This window comes from Geomonas sp. RF6 (assembly GCF_021044625.1).
GTDB lineage: Bacteria > Desulfobacterota > Desulfuromonadia > Geobacterales > Geobacteraceae > RF6.
Genome location: NZ_CP087999.1, coordinates 662,487 through 679,339, shown reverse-complemented (window position 1 = coordinate 679,339; position 16,853 = coordinate 662,487). Strand labels below are relative to the sequence as shown.

Below are 16,853 nucleotides of genomic sequence, written 5' to 3'. Positions count from 1 at the left end.
GCTGCAAGAGAACTTCCGTCCCCCCCTTTGCGAAGGCTCATCCGAGAATTCTGGGGAAGCCGTAGTATGTTGCAATGAAGGGCGGCACGAGGCCTCGCGTCCCCCCCTTTGCGAAGGGGGGACAGGGCAGCGTTGTCCGGTTAGGTTCTTGCTCTCTGAAATCTTTGATATTGCTGTACTTTTTGCTTGACATCTGTTGAAGGGTGGCGCGCGCCGCGTTCGTAACTACGTAATTCGGGAGTGGTTACGACATGCGTCCCTTCAGCAGACAAAAGCCGCAGAATCCTTATGAATTTAATAGACTTCTCGACCCAGTAAAGAGATCATGCACCCCTGTTTCTCCACTTACATCGAGAGGTTACCGACCGTTGCAACTGTCATTCGACGATCAGCTAAAGGCCCTTGTCTACTACCATCTCCAGGAATTCTCTTCTGGAAGAGAACTGATCCAGGCCCTGGAACAGGACAATTTCGCCAAGGAATGTGTTGCGCCACCTAAAGGCGTTAAAAAATCCGCCTTTTTTGAGGCTATCAACACACGTGGACTCGAACAACTCACTGAAATCTTTGGAGCACTGGCGAAAGAGGCTCGCAAAGTCATTCCCGCCCAACACGCAGAACTTGGCAACCTTGTTGGCATCGATGGATCTGTCATCGACGCTTTGATGTCCATGGATTGGGCGCAGTACTCAAGCACTCACAATAAAGCCAAAGCCCACGTAGGCCTTGATCTGAACCGTGGTGTGCCGACGAGTGTGGTCGTGACTGACGCTAACCAGGTGGAGCGGCAGTATGTAGACCGTATCCTCCAGCCTGGCGAAACTGCTGTCCTTGATCGAGGGTACCAATGCAACGCCGACTTCGATCAGTGGCAAGAAGACGGCAAACTCTTTATCTGCCGCATCCAGCAGAGAGCCAGAAAGAAGGTCGTCCGTCAAAATCCTCTTCCGCACAGTGACATCGTCTTTTATGACGCCATCGTTATTCTGGGCAAGAAGGGGCTCACTGAAGGGCAGAAAGAGCTCCGAGTAGTTGGCTATCGCGTTGACCGAAAGGAATACTGGGTTGCGACAAACCGCTATGACCTTACCGCTGAACAGGTGGCCGAAGCCTACAAACTACGTTGGAACATAGAGACCTTCTTTGGCTGGTGGAAACGATACCTCAACGTCTACCACTTAATCGCCAGAAGCCAGTATGGCGTGATGGTGCAGGTCCTTAGTGGACTTATCACTTACCTTCTCCTGGCCATTTACTGCCAAGAACAGCATAACGAGCGGGTGAGCATCAATCGTGTCAGAGAGCTAAGAAACAAAATCGCTAGTGAAGCTGCTGGAATGGCAGCTGAAGCCTCTAGACTGCGAAAAAATGAGGCCAAAAAAAACCGAAAAAAGCAGAAACGACGCAAAGCAAAAACCTAACCGGACAACGCTGGGGACAGGGGGGATTTGCCTTGAGCCGTAACTCCGCAACATGCGCAAGCATGCAGCTGCTGTTCTCTGGAGAGCGATGCAATCTGACCGAATTGAAAAGGTGATCTCCGGAGGGCAGACCGGGGTGGACAGAAGCGGGCTCGACGCGGCTATGGAGGCGGGAATCCCCGTCGGTGGCTGCTGCCCGAAGGGGCGCCGCGCGGAAGACGGCGCCATCCCCGACTGCTACCCCTTGGTGGAGCTACCGTCGGCGGACTACCGCAGGAGGACGAGACGCAATGTGGTCGATTCGGACGGGACGCTGATCCTCAATGTGGGCTGGCTGAAGGGGGGAACGGCGCTCACGGCCCGCTACTGCCAGGAGTATCGCAAGCCGTGCCTCGTGCTGCAACTCGATGCCGATCCCGATCCCGATGCCGCCGCGGGGTGGATCGCGCAGAACAAGGTGCGCATCCTCAACATCGCGGGACCTCGGGAGTCGGAGCACCCCGGGCTGCACGCGCTGGCTCTGGAATTTCTCCGCGCCTTCCTTTCCGCCGTCAAGGGCGCACGGTGAGCTAGGTAGCCAGGACGAACCCCCCCATCTCGTTGTCCGCGGGGCGCACGAGCTGATCCAGTTCATCGTCCTTGAACGCCGCCATCTGAGCGAGGGTCGGAGTCTTCAGGGTGTCGATCTCCCACTCGCCGGTGTTGAAGGTCGTGTTGTAAAAGGCGAGCCGCTTCTCCTTGTCGAGCCCCATCTGCAGCAACTGCTCCGCTCCCCGCTGGATCAGCTTCAGCTTTTGCTGGAGATCCTCCCTGTTTTTCACCGACCACACGCCGAGATAGATCGGGCTGTCGTCATGCTTCACATCCCCCATGAATTCCCCCCGCAAAAGCTCATCCTTGTCGCGCGAGAGGTACGGTACGAAGTCCAGGTGCTCCGCGAGCTTCCTGTCGGAGACGAGGAACTCGCCGCTGTACGGGTCGAGGGTGAAGATCATGGTGCGGTCGATCGCCTGGCTGTAGCTCTCGAAGAGAATCCCCTTGTACTCGTGGAAGGAGATATTCTCCTGGAGATAGCTTTCATTGCGGCTGATCCGTTTGGTAACCCCGAGAAGCCACGATCGGATCACGTCGTGCTCTATGCGGTACTTCTTCAGCTCTGCCTTCAGATCCTCGAACGACTTCCCGTCAAACCTGTACAGCATGACGTTCTGGAAGATGTCCCGCACGTTGTTGTACCTGCTGAAGTGGTACACGAGGTCGTAGCTAAAGATCTCCATCTGCCGCAACTGCCAGATGAAGATGGAGATGTCCCTCCTGCTGCTTTCTTTGGTGAGGGGGATCCTGTGGGTGGACTTGATGAACCTGAAGTACTTGGAGCCGAGGTCGGCGAGGAGCGCTGTATCCCTGTCGGTGATGACGGGGAGGGAGATCGTCCACCGGGTCCACTCGTTCACCTTGCTTTTCACGGCGATGTGGGGCGGGCCGAAGGCGGCGTAGATCTGCTTTGTCCCTATCCCCTCGCCGGTCTGTTCCCCCTTGGTGGTGTGCCCCACAAAGAGCGGCACCTCGTCGGGGCCCTTCTTGAGCTTCTCCTCGGGGATCCCGATCCCGTTGTCCTCCACCGACAGAACGACCCGATCTTCCTCCTGCCCGAGGGTGAACCGGATGACTCCCGGGCGACCCGCGGCCTTTATGGCGTCGAGCGCATTGGAGACGATGTTGATGAGGGCCCGGCTGTAGCTGAGATAACTCCCGCTGACCGGGGGGGCCTTCGACTTCAGGACCAGCCGGATCTCGCAGCTGCTGTCCGCCGCCTCGAGGTAGGGGATCACCCTCTCGGTGATCAGTTCCTTCAGCGAAACCTTCCGCGAGGTGCTGATCCTGTCCGAGTACATGTTGAGGGTGTTGAAGAGGGCGGTGGTCTCCCTGTTGATGTCCTCGGTCACCTTGTTGAAGTTGTCGAGGCTCAGCATGGAGACCATGTCGAAAAGAACCTTCACCGACTTTTTCGCGTCGTGACGGACCTTGCTCAGTTCCTCGACCGCCGGCACATCCTTCTTCCTCGGGGCGAGTCCCCGCTCCCTGATCGTCTGCGCCGTGACCGACATGAGGTGGAACTTCATCTTGCGGTAGACGATGAGGTCCTCGATCCGGAACCCCCTGCTGGTGAAGAAGTCGACGGAGCTTATCAGCTTGTCCCAGACGTAGAGATAGATGTGCGAGTCGGGATCGACCGTGTTGGCGAGATAGAGAACGAAGGCGGAACCGATCCCTTTTCCCCTCCCGAAGGGGCTGGTGACCTGGCGGTAGATCTGGAACTTCTTCTGGTCGGGGGTGGCGTAGACCAGGAGGTAGCCGAGGATCTCCCCTTTCTCCTCCCACACGTAGCTGTGGTCGTAGTCCACGTCGATCGCCTTGTCGAGTATGTAGGGGGAGGGGATGAGGAGTGAATCGATGTTGAGGAAAGGGATCTGCCGGATCGTCTTTTCGTACTCCGGCGTGAGCTTCTTGATAAAGGGGAAATCGTCGGGGTGCCACTCCATCGTTCCACCTCCGGCAGGCAGCGTGCAGGAGCGCCGCATGGCGCTCCCGCCGTACCTTGTTGCTTACTTCAGGAGCAGGGTGACCGAGTGCAGGAGAAGTCCGATCATGCCGCCGACCAGGGTGCCGTTCATCCTGATGAACTGCAGATCGGAGCCGATGCTGAGCTCGATCTCGTTCACAAAGTCCCTGTCGTCCCACTGCTTCACGGTCCCGGCGATGTGCTTCGTGATCCCCTTCTGCATCGTCTCCGCGTAGTTTCGCACCATCATTTCCAGGTGCTCGTTTATGGAGTCCTTCAGGTCGCTGTTCTTGGAGAGGGTGTTCCCGATGGCGACCGCGAGGTCCTCCATCTTCTGCTGGATTCTCGAGTCGGGGCGGTCGAGGTCGTCCGCGAGCCACACCTTCAGGTCGTTGATCAGTCCCTTAACGTAGTCGGTGAGCTGCGCGTTGTTGATCGCCTCCCGCTTCAGCCCCGCGATCTTCTCCCTGAGCGCTTCGTCCGACTTGAGCTTCGTGCTGAACCCTGCCACGGCGTTGTCGAACTTCTGCCTCACGTCGTGGGTCGGATCCGCGTTCACCGCCTGGATGAACTCGTTCACTTTCCCGGCGACCTTCTCTCCGGCTCCCTTGGCGAAGTTGTCGCGGTTCGGGATGAAGCGGCTGAGGAGCGGGTAGTCGGTGTTTAGCCAGTTGTCGATGAAGGTGGCGATCTTTCCCTGTGCCTCCTCCGTGGCGAGCCACCCCCCGAGACGCTGCAGCAGGTCGTCGAGCACCGCCTGGTGCCGGTTGTCCTTTCTGAGGGTGTCGATGAGCGCGCCGGCGGAAGTGGAGAGGTCGAATTTCTCCACCCGGTCGTTCAGGGCGCTCCTCAGCACCTGGCGCACGCGCTCGTCGTCAAGGAAATTGAGGGAATCGGAAATGATGCTGGTGATCCCCTGCGCCAGCCACTGCGCGTTCCCCCTGGACATGAGGTACGTCGCCAGGTGCTGCGCGGGATTGAGCTCTCTCAGCTTCGCGACGACGGACTCGGTCGCCAGGAACTTGTCACGGATGAAGATCGCGAGGTTCTCGGCGATCGTCTCCTTCTTGTTCGGGATGATCGCCGTGTGGGGAATCGGGACCCCCAGCGGGTGCCTGAAGAGGGCGACGACGGCGAACCAGTCGGCCAGTGCGCCGACCATGGCGGCCTCGGAAAAGGCCGCGACCCACTCCCAGCCACTCCCCTTGTGATAGCGTGCAATGACGAAGAGTACGGCGGCGCCGATCATGAGGCTGAGCGCTATCGCCTTGTTCTTCCTCAGGGCATTTCTTTTCTGTTGCATGTTCACTCCTTCACTGTCGGCATTGCATGGGAACCGTTAATGCGCATGCGCTCTCTTTCTCACCCAAAGCTAGGTTTTAACAGTTTGTCGCAGCCAAGGCAATAACGCTTTTCGCACCGGAAGTTCCAGTTTTCCCGGGGGGATGCGGAAGCTTTGACATGCCCCGCTGTAAGGTCAGAATAATTAAAGAGGTGTACCGCCCGGCGCAAGGGGAAGATGTGACGCCGCCCCTCGCCGGCGCCGCAGTATACATGCCTGGAGGCGCATCATGAGATACATCGTCCCGCTCGGGAGGATACTTTTTGCCGCGATCTTCCTGATTTCCGGTCCCGGTCATTTCAGCAGCGAGACCATAGGGTATGCCGCAGGACGGGGGGTGCCCCTTGCAGCGATCGCTGTCCCCCTTTCAGGCATCATCGCGATCGCCGGGGCGCTGAGCGTCATGCTCGGATGGAAGACGCGCATAGGGGCGTGGCTCCTGGTGCTCTTTCTCGTGCCGGTGACCTTCGCCATGCACAACTTCTGGGCCGTGGCGGATCCGATGGCGGCCTCCATGCAAAGGATCATGTTCCTGAAAAACATCTCCATGCTCGGCGGAGCCCTCCTCATCGCCTACTTCGGCGCGGGACCGTGCAGCCTCGACGAGAGAGGACGGCCTCATCGCTGATGGACGGGTGTAAAGATGGGCTCTGCACACGGTGATCCCCTCTTTTAACTTTTACATCTTTACACCCTTTACACCGGGGGCTTCGTGATTTCGTGACCTTAGCTGCGGCAGTGTAAAGAGGACACGTCGCAACTCCCCTCTAGTTCGTGGTATGTTGCCGTATCTGCAGCAGTTTCGGGTGTGGCCTCATGCGTGCTGATACCCGGGCAGTCCAGCCCGAGGCACGATATGAAACGGTCCACCAAAACATTCGGCATCATCTACCTCCTCCTTCTGATGGCTGCAGCGCCACGCGCAGCCGAAGCGGCGCAGGGGCGGGCAACCGCATCCGCGCAGGTCATCTCCCCCACAGAATCAGCCCTCCTGGACACGGCCAGCATGACGGCTGCTGGAAGCGCCGCCACGCAGAAAAGTACAGCAGGCCCGGAAGCTTCCCGACAGACGCAGGTAACGGAATCGAACGGGACCTTCACCGTCTCCATCGATTTCAACTAGCTCCACCTCCTCCCTTCGCTGCAGCGCAACGACCCCCTCCTCTCCACCCGAAAAAGATCGTTAAAGTTTGTGACGGACGTCACAAAATTCATCAATGGATAGGGAATTTTCCCTAGTCCTTTGTATGGCGTTGGATATATTTAATCTTGTCCAGAAAGGGCTAGTCACCGGGATCCCGCCACAGTTTCTTTTTGTTTCAGAATCCAGATCACGCAAATCAGACCAACAGAAACACAACCAGTTCGACTGTGCAAAGCGCAAGGGGGCTCGTATGAAGAAAGATGCTCCGTACGGAAAGAACCGCGCCCGCATAAGCCGAAAGAGTGGAGGCGAGGAGCCGAGCCAGTACCGGACCCTCTGTAGAGCACCTCCGACACGGTGAGTTGGCGCAGCTCTCCCCTGGACAGTGATCTTCCAGGCGGCCGTCGTGGCCGCCGACAACTGTGTGACTGAACCCCATGGAGAGTAAAAAGTACTCTCCCTCCTGGATCAGTGATCTTCGTAGGCAAGGCAGCAAGGCTGCCCGCCGAAAACCGTGTGACTGAACACAAAGGAGAGAGGAATGAAAACTCAAAACATATTCAGGAAGCTCTTTTTCATCGCTGGGTGTGCAGCAATTGCTTGCATCGTGAACGTCAACGACAGCCATGCTGCCTCGGCAACTGCCGCGGCAAACGGCAAAGTGATCGTACCGATCCAGATCCTCAAGACTGGTGACTTGAACTTCGGCAGCTTCCTTGCCGGAGCAGGTACGGTGGTGGTCGACAATGCCGGCGCAAGGACGAAGACCGGAGCGGTGGCTCTCGCCTCCAGCGGGACCGCGCCATCGGCAGCGGCATTCGATATCTCCGGTGAGCCGAGCGCCACCTACTCCATCAGCGTACCGGCTACCCTCGACCTGATGAACGGTGCAAACAAGATGGTGGCCACTCTGACAAACAACATCGGCACCACCGGTACACTTTCTGCCGGCGGCACCCAGACCCTGAATATCGGCGGCTCCCTCGCAGTTGCGGATGGGCAGGCCTCCGGAGCGTACACCGCAAGTCTCATAGTTTCAGTCGATTACAACTAATACCTCCAGGGGGGGCGGCCATCTGCCCCCCCGCTTTTTCGACCGCAGTCGCCCCCTGCCAGAGCCCAACCGGAGCGCGCGATGCCCGCCCATGATCCCACACTGCACAGAAAGACGGTGCTGACCCTCGTGGCGGGGCTTCTCCTTCTGGTGCTGGCGCCGTCAGTCCTGTGGGGCGCTCCTCTTGCCGTCACCAGGAACAGGGATCTCACCTTCGGGAGATTTGTCGGTGGAGGAGGACGCTCCGGTACCGTCAGAGTCGACGTCTCCGGAGCCAGATCGGCCACCAGTTCCGTCATCCTCCTCACCGGAGATTCGTATGCCCCGGCTCAGTTTACCATCACTGCGAACTCGGGGACGCGTTACACAATCGTCCTCCCGGCGAGCCTCTCCGTCACGTCGGGAGCATCCCAGATGACACTGTCGCAACTGACCGCATCGATAGCCACAAGTGGAGTCGTTCCGGCTTCCGGAAGCGTCACCTTCCTGGTCGGCGGCACTCTCACGGTCGGTTCGACCCAAGGAGCCGGCAGCTACAGCGGCACCTTCGACGTGACAGTGCTAAGAAACTAGGAGGAAACGATGAAGAAGGTCTTCGCGGTCATGGCGATCCCGGCGCTCGTCGGTTTCCTTATCCTCTTCAACGCACCGATATCGGCGGCGGCACCGGACCTTATGATCTACCCGACGCGCGTGGTCATGAGCGACAAGGTAAAGTCGGCGCAGGTGGACATCATCAACACGAGCCAGACGCAGGCCTCATACAAGATAGGGCTGGCCCGGAAGCGGATGACGGAATCGGGGGAGTTCAAGGACGTATCGGACGCCGAGCCGGATGAGAGATTTGCAGACGATGTGGTGAAGTACTCCCCCCGCCAGGTGACCCTTCTCCCCGGCGCCGGACAGACGATCCGCATCATGTTCAAGCCGTCGGCGGAGATGGCCGACGGAGAGTACCGCTCGCATCTCGTCTTTGCGAAGGTCGCCTCCGGCATCTCCCAGCTCCCCGAGCCAAAGGAGCAGGATCCGAAGACGCTCACCATGAAGATCACCACCAACGTGAATATTTCCATCCCGGTGATAGTGCGCCACGGCCAGCTCGAGGCGGAGGCGTCCATCGATCCCTCCTCCATCACCCTCACCGCACTACAGCCGAGCCAGCAGCAGGTGAACTTCACCCTGGCGCGCAAAGGAACCCGCTCCATCTACGGCGAGGTCGCGCTCTACCGGGGGAAGGAAAAGATCGCGGTCATGGACAACTTCGCCGTCTACGTCCCAAACAGCCACCGCAAGGTCAGCATGCACATCCTCGAGCCGCATCAGCTAAAGCCCGGAGACGCAGTGCAGGTCGTCTTCACCGAGAAGGGCGAGTCGAGGCCGCTGGCCGAGGCGAGTGCGGTCCTTCGGTAGCGTATGCCCCCCGTGGACGGTGCCGACAGTCGCCGCCCCCCGGCCATCCAGCTGGCCGCACTGCTCTTTTTGCTATTCCTCCTTTTTCCCCGTACCTCGCAGTCGGCCCCTCCTCCCCCCCTCCCGGCATCGGACGATTCCGAGATCATACTCACTGTCGACCTCGACGGTGAGCCCCTCGCCGACGGCCTTTTGGCACTGGAGCGGGGGGGGCGGGTATACCTCCCCCTCTGCCCCCTGGCCGAGGCCCTCTCCCTGGCGATCAGGTGCACGGGGACGCGCGCCTACGGCTTCATCATCGAGGAGTCACGTCCCATCGTCATCGACCTGGAGGAGGGGTACCTCGTCTCGGTGCGCAGCGTCTACGCGCTCGGCGATGCCGCTTTTGCAGCGAGCGGCGAGGTCATGGCGGAGAGCGGGGCACTCTCCAGGTGGCTGCCGGTGGACCTCGTCGTCGAGAAGGAAAGCTCGGCTCTCCATGTGCATCCGAGGGAAACGCTACCGATGCAGGGGTTCAAAAAGAGGGGGCAGGGGGGACAGGTGCGCCCTCCTGCGCCGGCAAAGGCGCAGTACCAGGAGGTCACGGCGCAAAGGGGAGCCGTCTCCCTGCCGACGGTCGATCTGACCTCGCAGCTTCAGCTTCTCGGCGAGGGGGGAAGATCAGAAGGGGTGGCCAGAAACGCACTGCAGATGGCGGGGGACCTCTTCTACCTCTCCGGCGTGGCCCATGTCGCCTTCGAAAACGACAGCGCCCAGCGTCTCGACGTGACCCTCTCAAAGCGGCGCGACCACCCCTTCCTCATCGGGCCGCTGCCGGTGACGACTTTCGCCATCGGCGCGTTGCAGCCCCCCACCGTCGACGGGATCGGCGGCAGCACCACCACCATGTACGGCATGGCCTTTTCCAACCGCCCCCTCTCCGGTTCCTCCCACTTCCTCTCCCACGACATCGACGGCTACCTTCCTGAGGGGTGGGACGCGGAACTGCTGCACAACGGCGTACCGGTGGGGTACCAACCCCCCTCCGCCGACGGCATGTACCACTTCAGGAATCTGCGGATACACTACGGCGTCAACGACTTCAAGGTTATCCTGCACGGCCCCTTCGGGGAAACGAGACTCTCCGAGCAGACCTTCGTCACCGACTCCACCACGCCGAAAGGGAATTTTCTGTACACCCTCTCCACCGCCTGGCAAACCGGGTTGACAGACAGGGAACCGGGGACCGGCGACGAGTCAAACGTCACCTTCACCTCCGATTTCGGGATCACGGACGGCGTCACCGGCTCCGCTCTCCTCGTGCGCCGGACCGACTCGCACGACAACGAAGAGGAGTACCTGGGGCTCGGGGCACGAAGCGCCCTCGGCTACACCCTCCTTTCCCTGGAAGTGCTGCAGCGCATCTCTGGCGCCGAAGATCGGGGGCAGCTCTTCACGGTGAAATCGAGCGGGCGCTATCTTGGAGATCTTTCTGTCGAGTCCTCCGTCCGGCTCTTTCATGATTTCTCCAGTCCCCAGTTCGAGAAGGATCCCGATCCTCTCCTGGCGCAGGGACTTCTCAGGGGGAGCACCTCGCTCGACGTGTGGGACGGGGTGCGCTGTCCCCTCTCTGTCCAGCTGAACCTGGAGGAGCGGCGCTCCGGAAGGACGAACTTCGGCTCCGCCTGGAGGGTGTCCGGCGGGTGGAACGGCTGGAACGCGGCGCTGGAGGGAGCCGTCGCCTACCTGCAGAGGGAGGTGAACGCAGGGGGAATGCTGCAGATCAGCACCCTGGTGCAGGGGGTGAGCGTGCGCGGGCAGGTCGGCTTCACCATCGCGCCGACCGTCTCGCCCTCCGTCATCAACCTGAGCGCGGACCGCGATCTCGGCGACGGTGTCTTACTCAATTCCGCCTTCAGTCACGATACCCTCGGCGGCGTCTCCGCATTGCGTGTCGGTCTCTCCAAGAAGCTCGGGCTTCTCGGCTACTCCATCTCCGCCACCGGGGACAGCAACGGGGCCTACGGATTCAACGTCGCGGTCAGTACCTCCCTTGCGCCGGACCGGGTGAACAGCCAGGTGGTGGTGGCCTCGGAGCCCCTCTCGAGCTACGGGATGATCGCGGCGACGGCCTGGCTGCGCGGGGTGCCCGGCTCCCCCGGGAAGCCGTTGCCGCAGGTCGGCTTCCTGGTGAACGGCGGCCGCCCCGTCACTGTCACCGGAAGCGCCGGCGTCCCGGTCATCGCCTACCTGCAGCCTGACATTCCGGTCGACATCACCGTCGACCTCTCGACGCTCGAGGATCCCTTCATGGTCGCGCTGGAGGACGGCTGTCACATCACCCCGCGCGCCGGCTCCCTTGCCGCCTGCCGCTTCACGATTGTGACCGGCGGCGAGATCGACGGGATGGTCCTCATAAAGCTCCCCTCCGGCGAGGTGCCGCTGAAGGGGGTACGGGTAGAGCTCCTGAGGGAGGGGACGGCCGGCACGGAGCTCGCCGCCAGCACCCTCACCGAGGAGAGCGGCTACTATCTCTTCAAAACGGTACGCCCCGGCAGGTACCGCGTGGCGATCCCCGAGGAGGAGGGCGCCCGCCTGAAGGCGGTAGCGGGGCCCCCTCTCACCGTCACCATGCCGGAAGGGGGGGACCAGGTGACCGGCAACGACTTCCTCCTGAACCCGCGCCTGAGCGGCAGCTAAAGGCTCCCCCTCGGTCTCCCCCCTCGTGCAGTGATCCCTCCACTTTTTGTCGACGTGACCATTTTTCATTAAAGCATCTCCTTCCGCGGTCGAAGAGAAGACGACGGGGACCGCGCCGGGGTCCCGCGGAGCGCCGCTCCGGAAAGTAACCTCTTGTACCGGAGCGCCGCGCTGCTCTACACTGTACTGGAACCGGCGGAGAGGGAGATGAGCCACACGGATCCCGCAGCACTCTATGTCGAAACCCTGAAGGAGAGGGCGCGCGCCTTTGTCGGCGAACTGAGCATCTACGCCCGTGTCGCGCGCTCCTACCCCACGTCACACCCCTTTGTCCTCGCCGCGGCGGAAAAGGTCCTCGCCCGGCTCGAGCCTCTCACCTCCCACGAGGAAAACTTCCGCCTAGGGGTGAGCCGCTCCGGCTTCTCCGTCGCCGGAAGCCCCCTGGTCATCAAGCAGCAGGCGGTGGCGAACTACGCCGCCCAGCTCTCGGCAATCGGCATCGTCACCCTTACCTTCGCGCCCGACCTGCAGCCGGATGAACTGTACCGCTTTGCCATTCTCACCGCCCGCCCGCGCCAGGAGATCTGGGACGAGGGGGGGATCACCCAGTCTCTGATCGATGCGGGGATTGCCGGGATCGAGACGCGCGAGATAGACACCTCGGAGCTGCACCTCTCGGAGGTGGTCACCACCACCTCCGGCACCGACACCTCCGGGGTGTGGGAACGGCTCGCTGAGCGCCTTTCCGACCCGAAGTTCCCCGCCACCATAGACATCTTCACCCAGCTCCTTGCCGCCACCCCGGCGGAACTCGCCCAGAACATCAGCCAGGTCGCCGACGGACTGGAGGAGTGGACCCGGGAGGCCCTCCTGCAGGGGCTCACCAGCGCCATCTCCCCCCTCTTCCCCGCGGGGATCCTCACCGCCGCCGGCAGGGACCTCTTTCGCAAGATGATCACCTTCGTCAGGAACCTGAGCCCCGCGCTGCGCCAGGACTTCGTGAAGACCTTCCTGCGCACCTGGGGGGTGGAGGCGGAGTTCAAGGACGATCTCTTCGGTACCGTGGGGGCGGAAACGGTAAGCGGGGTGCTCGATGCGCTCCTGGCGCAGGGGGGGGAGGCGCCCTCCCTCTTCCTGCAGCTCATGCACCGGCTCGCCGACATAAGCAGCGAGAAGGTGGCGCCGGCCCAGGACCTCCAGTCGGCGCAGGACCGGGGGGATCTCCAGACCCTCTTTCGCAAGGCGGAGTTCGAGCGCTACCTCCCGAAGGCGTACCACGGAGCGCTTGCGGCGATAGTAGGGGAGCAGACCCTCCCGGAGGAGGTGAGCCGGGAACTGGCGGAGGAGTGCGTGGCGCTGCAGGAGGACCCGCTCGACGCGAAGATGGTGCAGGTCATCGACCAGATCGTGTCGATCCTGCCGAAAGTGGAGCTCGGCGGCGGAGTCCGGCAGCACCTCGCGGAGCTCGCCTTAAAGTTCATCCGCACAAACGAGTTCGCGGAGCTCCCGAAGCTCTACCCCCTCATCAAGGGTGCTTCGGAGAGCGCCGAGAGCGGGGGGGGAGAGGACCCCTTCGGGGCGCAGTTCGTCATGGAGGTCCTCGATGCCGCCGTCCTCTTCGGGCGGCAGCGCTACCCGCAGCTGCGCGAGCTCGTCGCCGCCGTCGGGCGCCCCTTCGTGGTCCCCCTCATCGAGCGGCTCGCGCTCGCTGAGCGGCGCACCCTGCGGCGCTTCTACTTCGATTGCCTCACCGATCTCGGGGGGCTCGTGCGTGAGCCGGCCCTGGAGCGGCTCACGGACCGGCGCTGGTTTCTGGTGAGAAACCTGATCATCCTCCTGCGCGCCTTCCCGGACCTGGAGGTGCAGCGCGCCGTGCGCAAACTGGTGGACCACCCCCACCCGAAGGTGCACACGGAGGCCTTAAAGAGCCTCGTCCGCTACAACTCCCCCGGCGCGGAGTCCCTCCTGGTGCAGGAGCTGGAAAGCAAGGATCCGGCGCGACTCCTCGCCGCCGTGCAACTGGCGGAACTGAGTCCCACCCCGCCGATCATGCAGAGGCTCCTCGCCTTTTTAAGCGACAGCGGGATAGGCGCCTACAACCTGACGCTGAAACGGGCGGTGGTGACGACGCTGGCGGCGATAGGGGATCTGCGGGTGCTGCCATACCTGGAGAAGCTCCTGCGCTCCCGAAACCTCCTGCACCCGGCAAAGCATCGCGACCTGAAGGCGGAGATCGTGCGCTCCCTTTCCCGCTACCCGGCCGCCGCGGCGCGGCTCCTCGCGGACGAGTTCGGGGGGCAGCGGCTCCCCAGTTCCAGCTCCACCGCCACCATGGACCAGGAGTGGGGAGGGCCGGCATGACCCGGGAACGGAAGGATCCTTTGAACCTTTTCGTGCAGGAGGTGGTGCAGGCGGCAAGCAGCGTCTCGCTCTACTCCGCACAGCACCGCCGGGTGCAGGGGCACCTCGCCCAGGCGGAGAAGCTTGTGGCGCAGGCGATTGCGGACGCAGGAGAGCTCTCCCTCATCGTCGTGCAGGACGAGCTCTTCTACGGCGGGAAGCCGCTGCCGAGGACCCCGCTTCTGGACCGTTTCGTGAAGGGGCTGCAGGGTCGCCAGATCGGTCATCTTACCATCAGGGGGGGGATCGGAACCTCGGAGCTCGAGCACCTCGTCATGGTGGTCGCCGGGAAGGCGGGAGCTCTCTCCTCCGGCGAGAAGCTCCGCTTCGGCTCCGTCGGCCTTCCGGTCGCGCAGAGCTGGGACGACGAGAACACCCCCGGGATCTACAGCTTTGCCGAGATGCCGGAGAACCTGAAGAAGGGGCTCGCCACGACCTACGAGGGTGCCCGCTCCAGGCAGAGACTGGACCTCAATTACATCCTGAGGGTGGTGAACGGCTTCCTCGTTGCACTGCGGCGGGGGGCGAACCCCTTCCTGGCGCTCGTGCCGCTGCGCCAGATGGACGAGTACACCTTCACCCACTCCATAGACGTGTGCATCCTGAACCTCGCCCAAGGGGTCGGGCTCGGCCTCTCGGGGCAGCTCCTGCGCGACGTGGGGGTCGCCGCGATGCTGCACGACATAGGGAAGATGTTCGTACCGCCGGAGGTGCTGAAAAAGCCCGGGAATCTCGATCCGGAGGAGTGGGAGGCGATGCGCCAGCACACGGTGAAGGGTGCGGAATACCTGCTGAACACCCCGGGAGTGCCGCGCCTGGCGGTCCTCAGCGCCTTCGAGCACCACCTGAAGTACGACGTGAGCGGCTACCCGAAGGTGCCGCAGGGGTACCAGATCAACTTCTGCAGCCAGATGACCATGATCTCCGACTGCTTCGACGCCATGAGGACGAGGCGGATCTACAAGGACGCCGTCGACTTCGCCCGCACCGCGGGGCGCATGCTGGAGATCGCGGGGCAGGCGCTGCACCCCGCCCTTACCCTCAACTTTCTGAAGATCCTCCACGAGAAGGGGGAAGGTGCAACTCGTACCTCTTGATCTTTCTCGTCGTCGTCTTCGGAAACTCGTCTTTGCGCACCATAATCTTCTTTACCCTCTTGTAGCTCGCCAGCCCCTGGCACGCTGCGGTCACCTCCCCCTGCAGGAGCGTCTCCAGCTCCTCCGCGGAGAGGGGGGCCCGCTTCTCCCTCTCGCAGTACTCCCCGACCCCCTCCTCGTCCGGAAAGATCATGGCGTGGATCTCCTCCGTGTGGGGGTCGCTTCTGTGGCCGTACACCACGACCTCCGCCACGAGCGGGCTCTTCAGGATCTCGATCTCCACCTCCTCCGGGTAGACGTTTTTCCCGTTCGGGGTGACGATGACGTTCTTCACCCTGCCGCAGATCGTCAGATACCCCTGCGCGTCGACCCTTCCCAGGTCGCCGGTCCGATACCAGCCGTCCTTCAGCGCCTGCTCCGTGGCGGCGGGGTCCTTGTAGTACCCCTGCATGACGTTCGGGCCGCGCACGAGGATCTCCCCTACCATCTCCTCGTTCGGCTCGTCGATGCGGATCTCCACCTCCCCGAGCGGGCGCCCGACCGTTCCCGTCTTTCTCCCGGTGGCGCACTCCGCGGCGATGACCGGCGAGGTCTCGGTGATGCCGTATCCCTGGAAGATGACGAGCCCGAGGCGCTCGAACCCTTCGCTGACGGCGGTGTCGAGCGCGGCCCCCCCGCTTATGAAGGTGGTGGCGCCTCCGAGCCTCTTGCGCAGCCGGCTTTTCACGAGGGGGCGGGTGAGGGGGAAGGAGAAGAGCGCCCGGGAGACGGGGTTCGAACCGATCTGCTTCACGATCCGGTCGAGCATCTTCCGGTACAGCGCCGGGACCCCGAGGAAGAAGGTCGGCCTCACCTCCGCGAGGTTCTCCGCGAACTTCTTCACCGACTCGCAGAAGGAGACGGTGCCGCCGAGGGAAAGGGGGAGGAGGACGCCGCAGACCTGCTCGAAGACGTGGCTGATCGGCAGGAGGGAGAGGGTGTGGATCGTCTGGTCCAGCCCGAGGTGCCTGATCGCCCCGTCGATGTTGGAGACGATGTTCCCGTGGCTGAGCATCGCCCCCTTCGCGCGCCCGGTCGTGCCGGAGGTGTAAATGATGACCGCGGTGTCGGAGGGGGCCCGGGGGGGGAGGGGTGAAGGCTTCTGCACGAGGAGCGCCTCCAGGCTCTTCAGCCTCTCCAGGAGCTTCCCGCTTCTCCCCCGCCAGCGCGCCGGAGCCGCCTCGTCGGAAGGGGTTCTCCCCTCGTCCAGAAGGACGACCTGCTGCAGGCGCGGGAGCTCGTCGGCGATCTGCAGCACGGTGCGCAGGTATGTGCTGTCGGTGAAGAGGACGCGGGACTCCGAGTCCGCGAGCACATGCTTCAGCTCGCCGCTCTTCAGCTCCTTGTCCACCGGAACGACGATCCCCCCCGCCTTCAGGATGCCGAAGTAGGCGTAGAGCCAGCGTGGGGAGGAGGGGGCAAGAAGCGCCGCGTGATCCGCCGCTCCGAAGCCGTCCGCCATGAGACCCGCCGCGACCCCGTCGGAGATCTGTCCGAGGGTGCGGTAGGTGATCTCCTGCCACCCACCCCCTACCTTCTGCCGCAGCGCCGCCTTCTCCGGGTTTCTTTCGACGCTCTTTTCCAGCAACTCCACCACGGTCCCTGTCAACATCGTCCCCCGCCTGCAGTATTTGAAATTACCGCTTTCTCCTTAGCATATACTTGCCGGTGCTGCAACCCCGCCCCTGCGGGGGCGGCGCATTG

At 62.3% G+C, this 16,853-nt stretch carries 13 protein-coding genes; 10 read left to right on the top strand and 3 right to left on the bottom strand.

From position 1 onward, the window contains the following. The first annotated feature begins 251 nt into the window (after positions 1-251). Both LPW11_RS02895 and LPW11_RS02890 read left to right on the top strand, forming a co-directional pair. Positions 252-1,421, top strand: coding sequence for an IS4 family transposase (locus LPW11_RS02895; protein WP_230996629.1), 1,170 nt, complete (start codon positions 252-254; stop codon positions 1,419-1,421). Positions 1,422-1,509: 88 nt separating this feature from the next. Then, positions 1,510-1,989 (top strand): putative molybdenum carrier protein, encoded by a 480-nt coding sequence (locus LPW11_RS02890; RefSeq protein ID WP_230996628.1) that lies wholly within the window; start codon positions 1,510-1,512, stop codon positions 1,987-1,989. A gap of 1 nt (position 1,990) precedes the next feature. On the opposite strand, the gene LPW11_RS02885 is transcribed toward LPW11_RS02890, so the two are convergent. Then, positions 1,991-3,964 (bottom strand): GNAT family N-acetyltransferase, encoded by a 1,974-nt coding sequence (locus LPW11_RS02885; protein WP_230996627.1) that lies wholly within the window; start codon positions 3,962-3,964, stop codon positions 1,991-1,993. Positions 3,965-4,027: 63 nt separating this feature from the next. After that, on the bottom strand, positions 4,028-5,287 hold the full coding sequence (locus LPW11_RS02880; RefSeq protein ID WP_230996626.1) for a DUF445 domain-containing protein: 1,260 nt from the start codon (positions 5,285-5,287) through the stop codon (positions 4,028-4,030). A 268-nt stretch (positions 5,288-5,555) separates the two neighbouring features. On the opposite strand from LPW11_RS02880, the gene LPW11_RS02875 reads away from it, so the two are divergent. The 8 genes from LPW11_RS02875 (at position 5,556) to LPW11_RS02840 (ending at position 15,110) form a co-directional block, all read left to right on the top strand. Next, a complete protein-coding gene (locus LPW11_RS02875; RefSeq protein ID WP_230996625.1) occupies positions 5,556-5,954 on the top strand; it encodes a DoxX family protein in 399 nt (132 codons plus the stop codon). 228 nt (positions 5,955-6,182) lie between these two features. Next, positions 6,183-6,449: a hypothetical protein gene (locus tag LPW11_RS02870; RefSeq protein ID WP_230996624.1), complete on the top strand. Its 267-nt coding sequence runs from the start codon at positions 6,183-6,185 to the stop codon at positions 6,447-6,449. Positions 6,450-7,011: 562 nt separating this feature from the next. Continuing rightward, complete coding sequence (locus LPW11_RS02865; protein ID WP_230996623.1) at positions 7,012-7,524, top strand: DUF4402 domain-containing protein; 513 nt, start codon at positions 7,012-7,014, stop codon at positions 7,522-7,524. An 81-nt stretch (positions 7,525-7,605) separates the two neighbouring features. Beyond that, a complete protein-coding gene (locus LPW11_RS02860; protein WP_230996622.1) occupies positions 7,606-8,097 on the top strand; it encodes a DUF4402 domain-containing protein in 492 nt (163 codons plus the stop codon). Positions 8,098-8,106: 9 nt separating this feature from the next. Next, complete coding sequence (locus LPW11_RS02855) at positions 8,107-8,934, top strand: fimbrial biogenesis chaperone (protein ID WP_230996621.1); 828 nt, start codon at positions 8,107-8,109, stop codon at positions 8,932-8,934. 3 nt (positions 8,935-8,937) lie between these two features. Further along, positions 8,938-11,613 (top strand): hypothetical protein, encoded by a 2,676-nt coding sequence (locus LPW11_RS02850; RefSeq protein ID WP_230996620.1) that lies wholly within the window; start codon positions 8,938-8,940, stop codon positions 11,611-11,613. A gap of 207 nt (positions 11,614-11,820) precedes the next feature. Beyond that, positions 11,821-13,974 carry a HEAT repeat domain-containing protein gene (locus LPW11_RS02845; RefSeq protein ID WP_230996619.1) on the top strand — a complete coding sequence of 718 codons (2,154 nt, stop codon included), beginning with the start codon at positions 11,821-11,823 and terminating at the stop codon, positions 13,972-13,974. Further along, positions 13,971-15,110: an HD-GYP domain-containing protein gene (locus tag LPW11_RS02840; RefSeq protein WP_230996618.1), complete on the top strand. Its 1,140-nt coding sequence runs from the start codon at positions 13,971-13,973 to the stop codon at positions 15,108-15,110. Before LPW11_RS02845 ends, LPW11_RS02840 begins: the two co-directional genes overlap by 4 nt. Here LPW11_RS02840 and LPW11_RS02835 read toward each other — a convergent pair. Beyond that, positions 15,055-16,761: an AMP-dependent synthetase/ligase gene (locus LPW11_RS02835; protein WP_230996617.1), complete on the bottom strand. Its 1,707-nt coding sequence runs from the start codon at positions 16,759-16,761 to the stop codon at positions 15,055-15,057. The genes LPW11_RS02840 and LPW11_RS02835 overlap by 56 nt on opposite strands. Between the last annotated feature and the right edge of the window lie 92 nt (positions 16,762-16,853).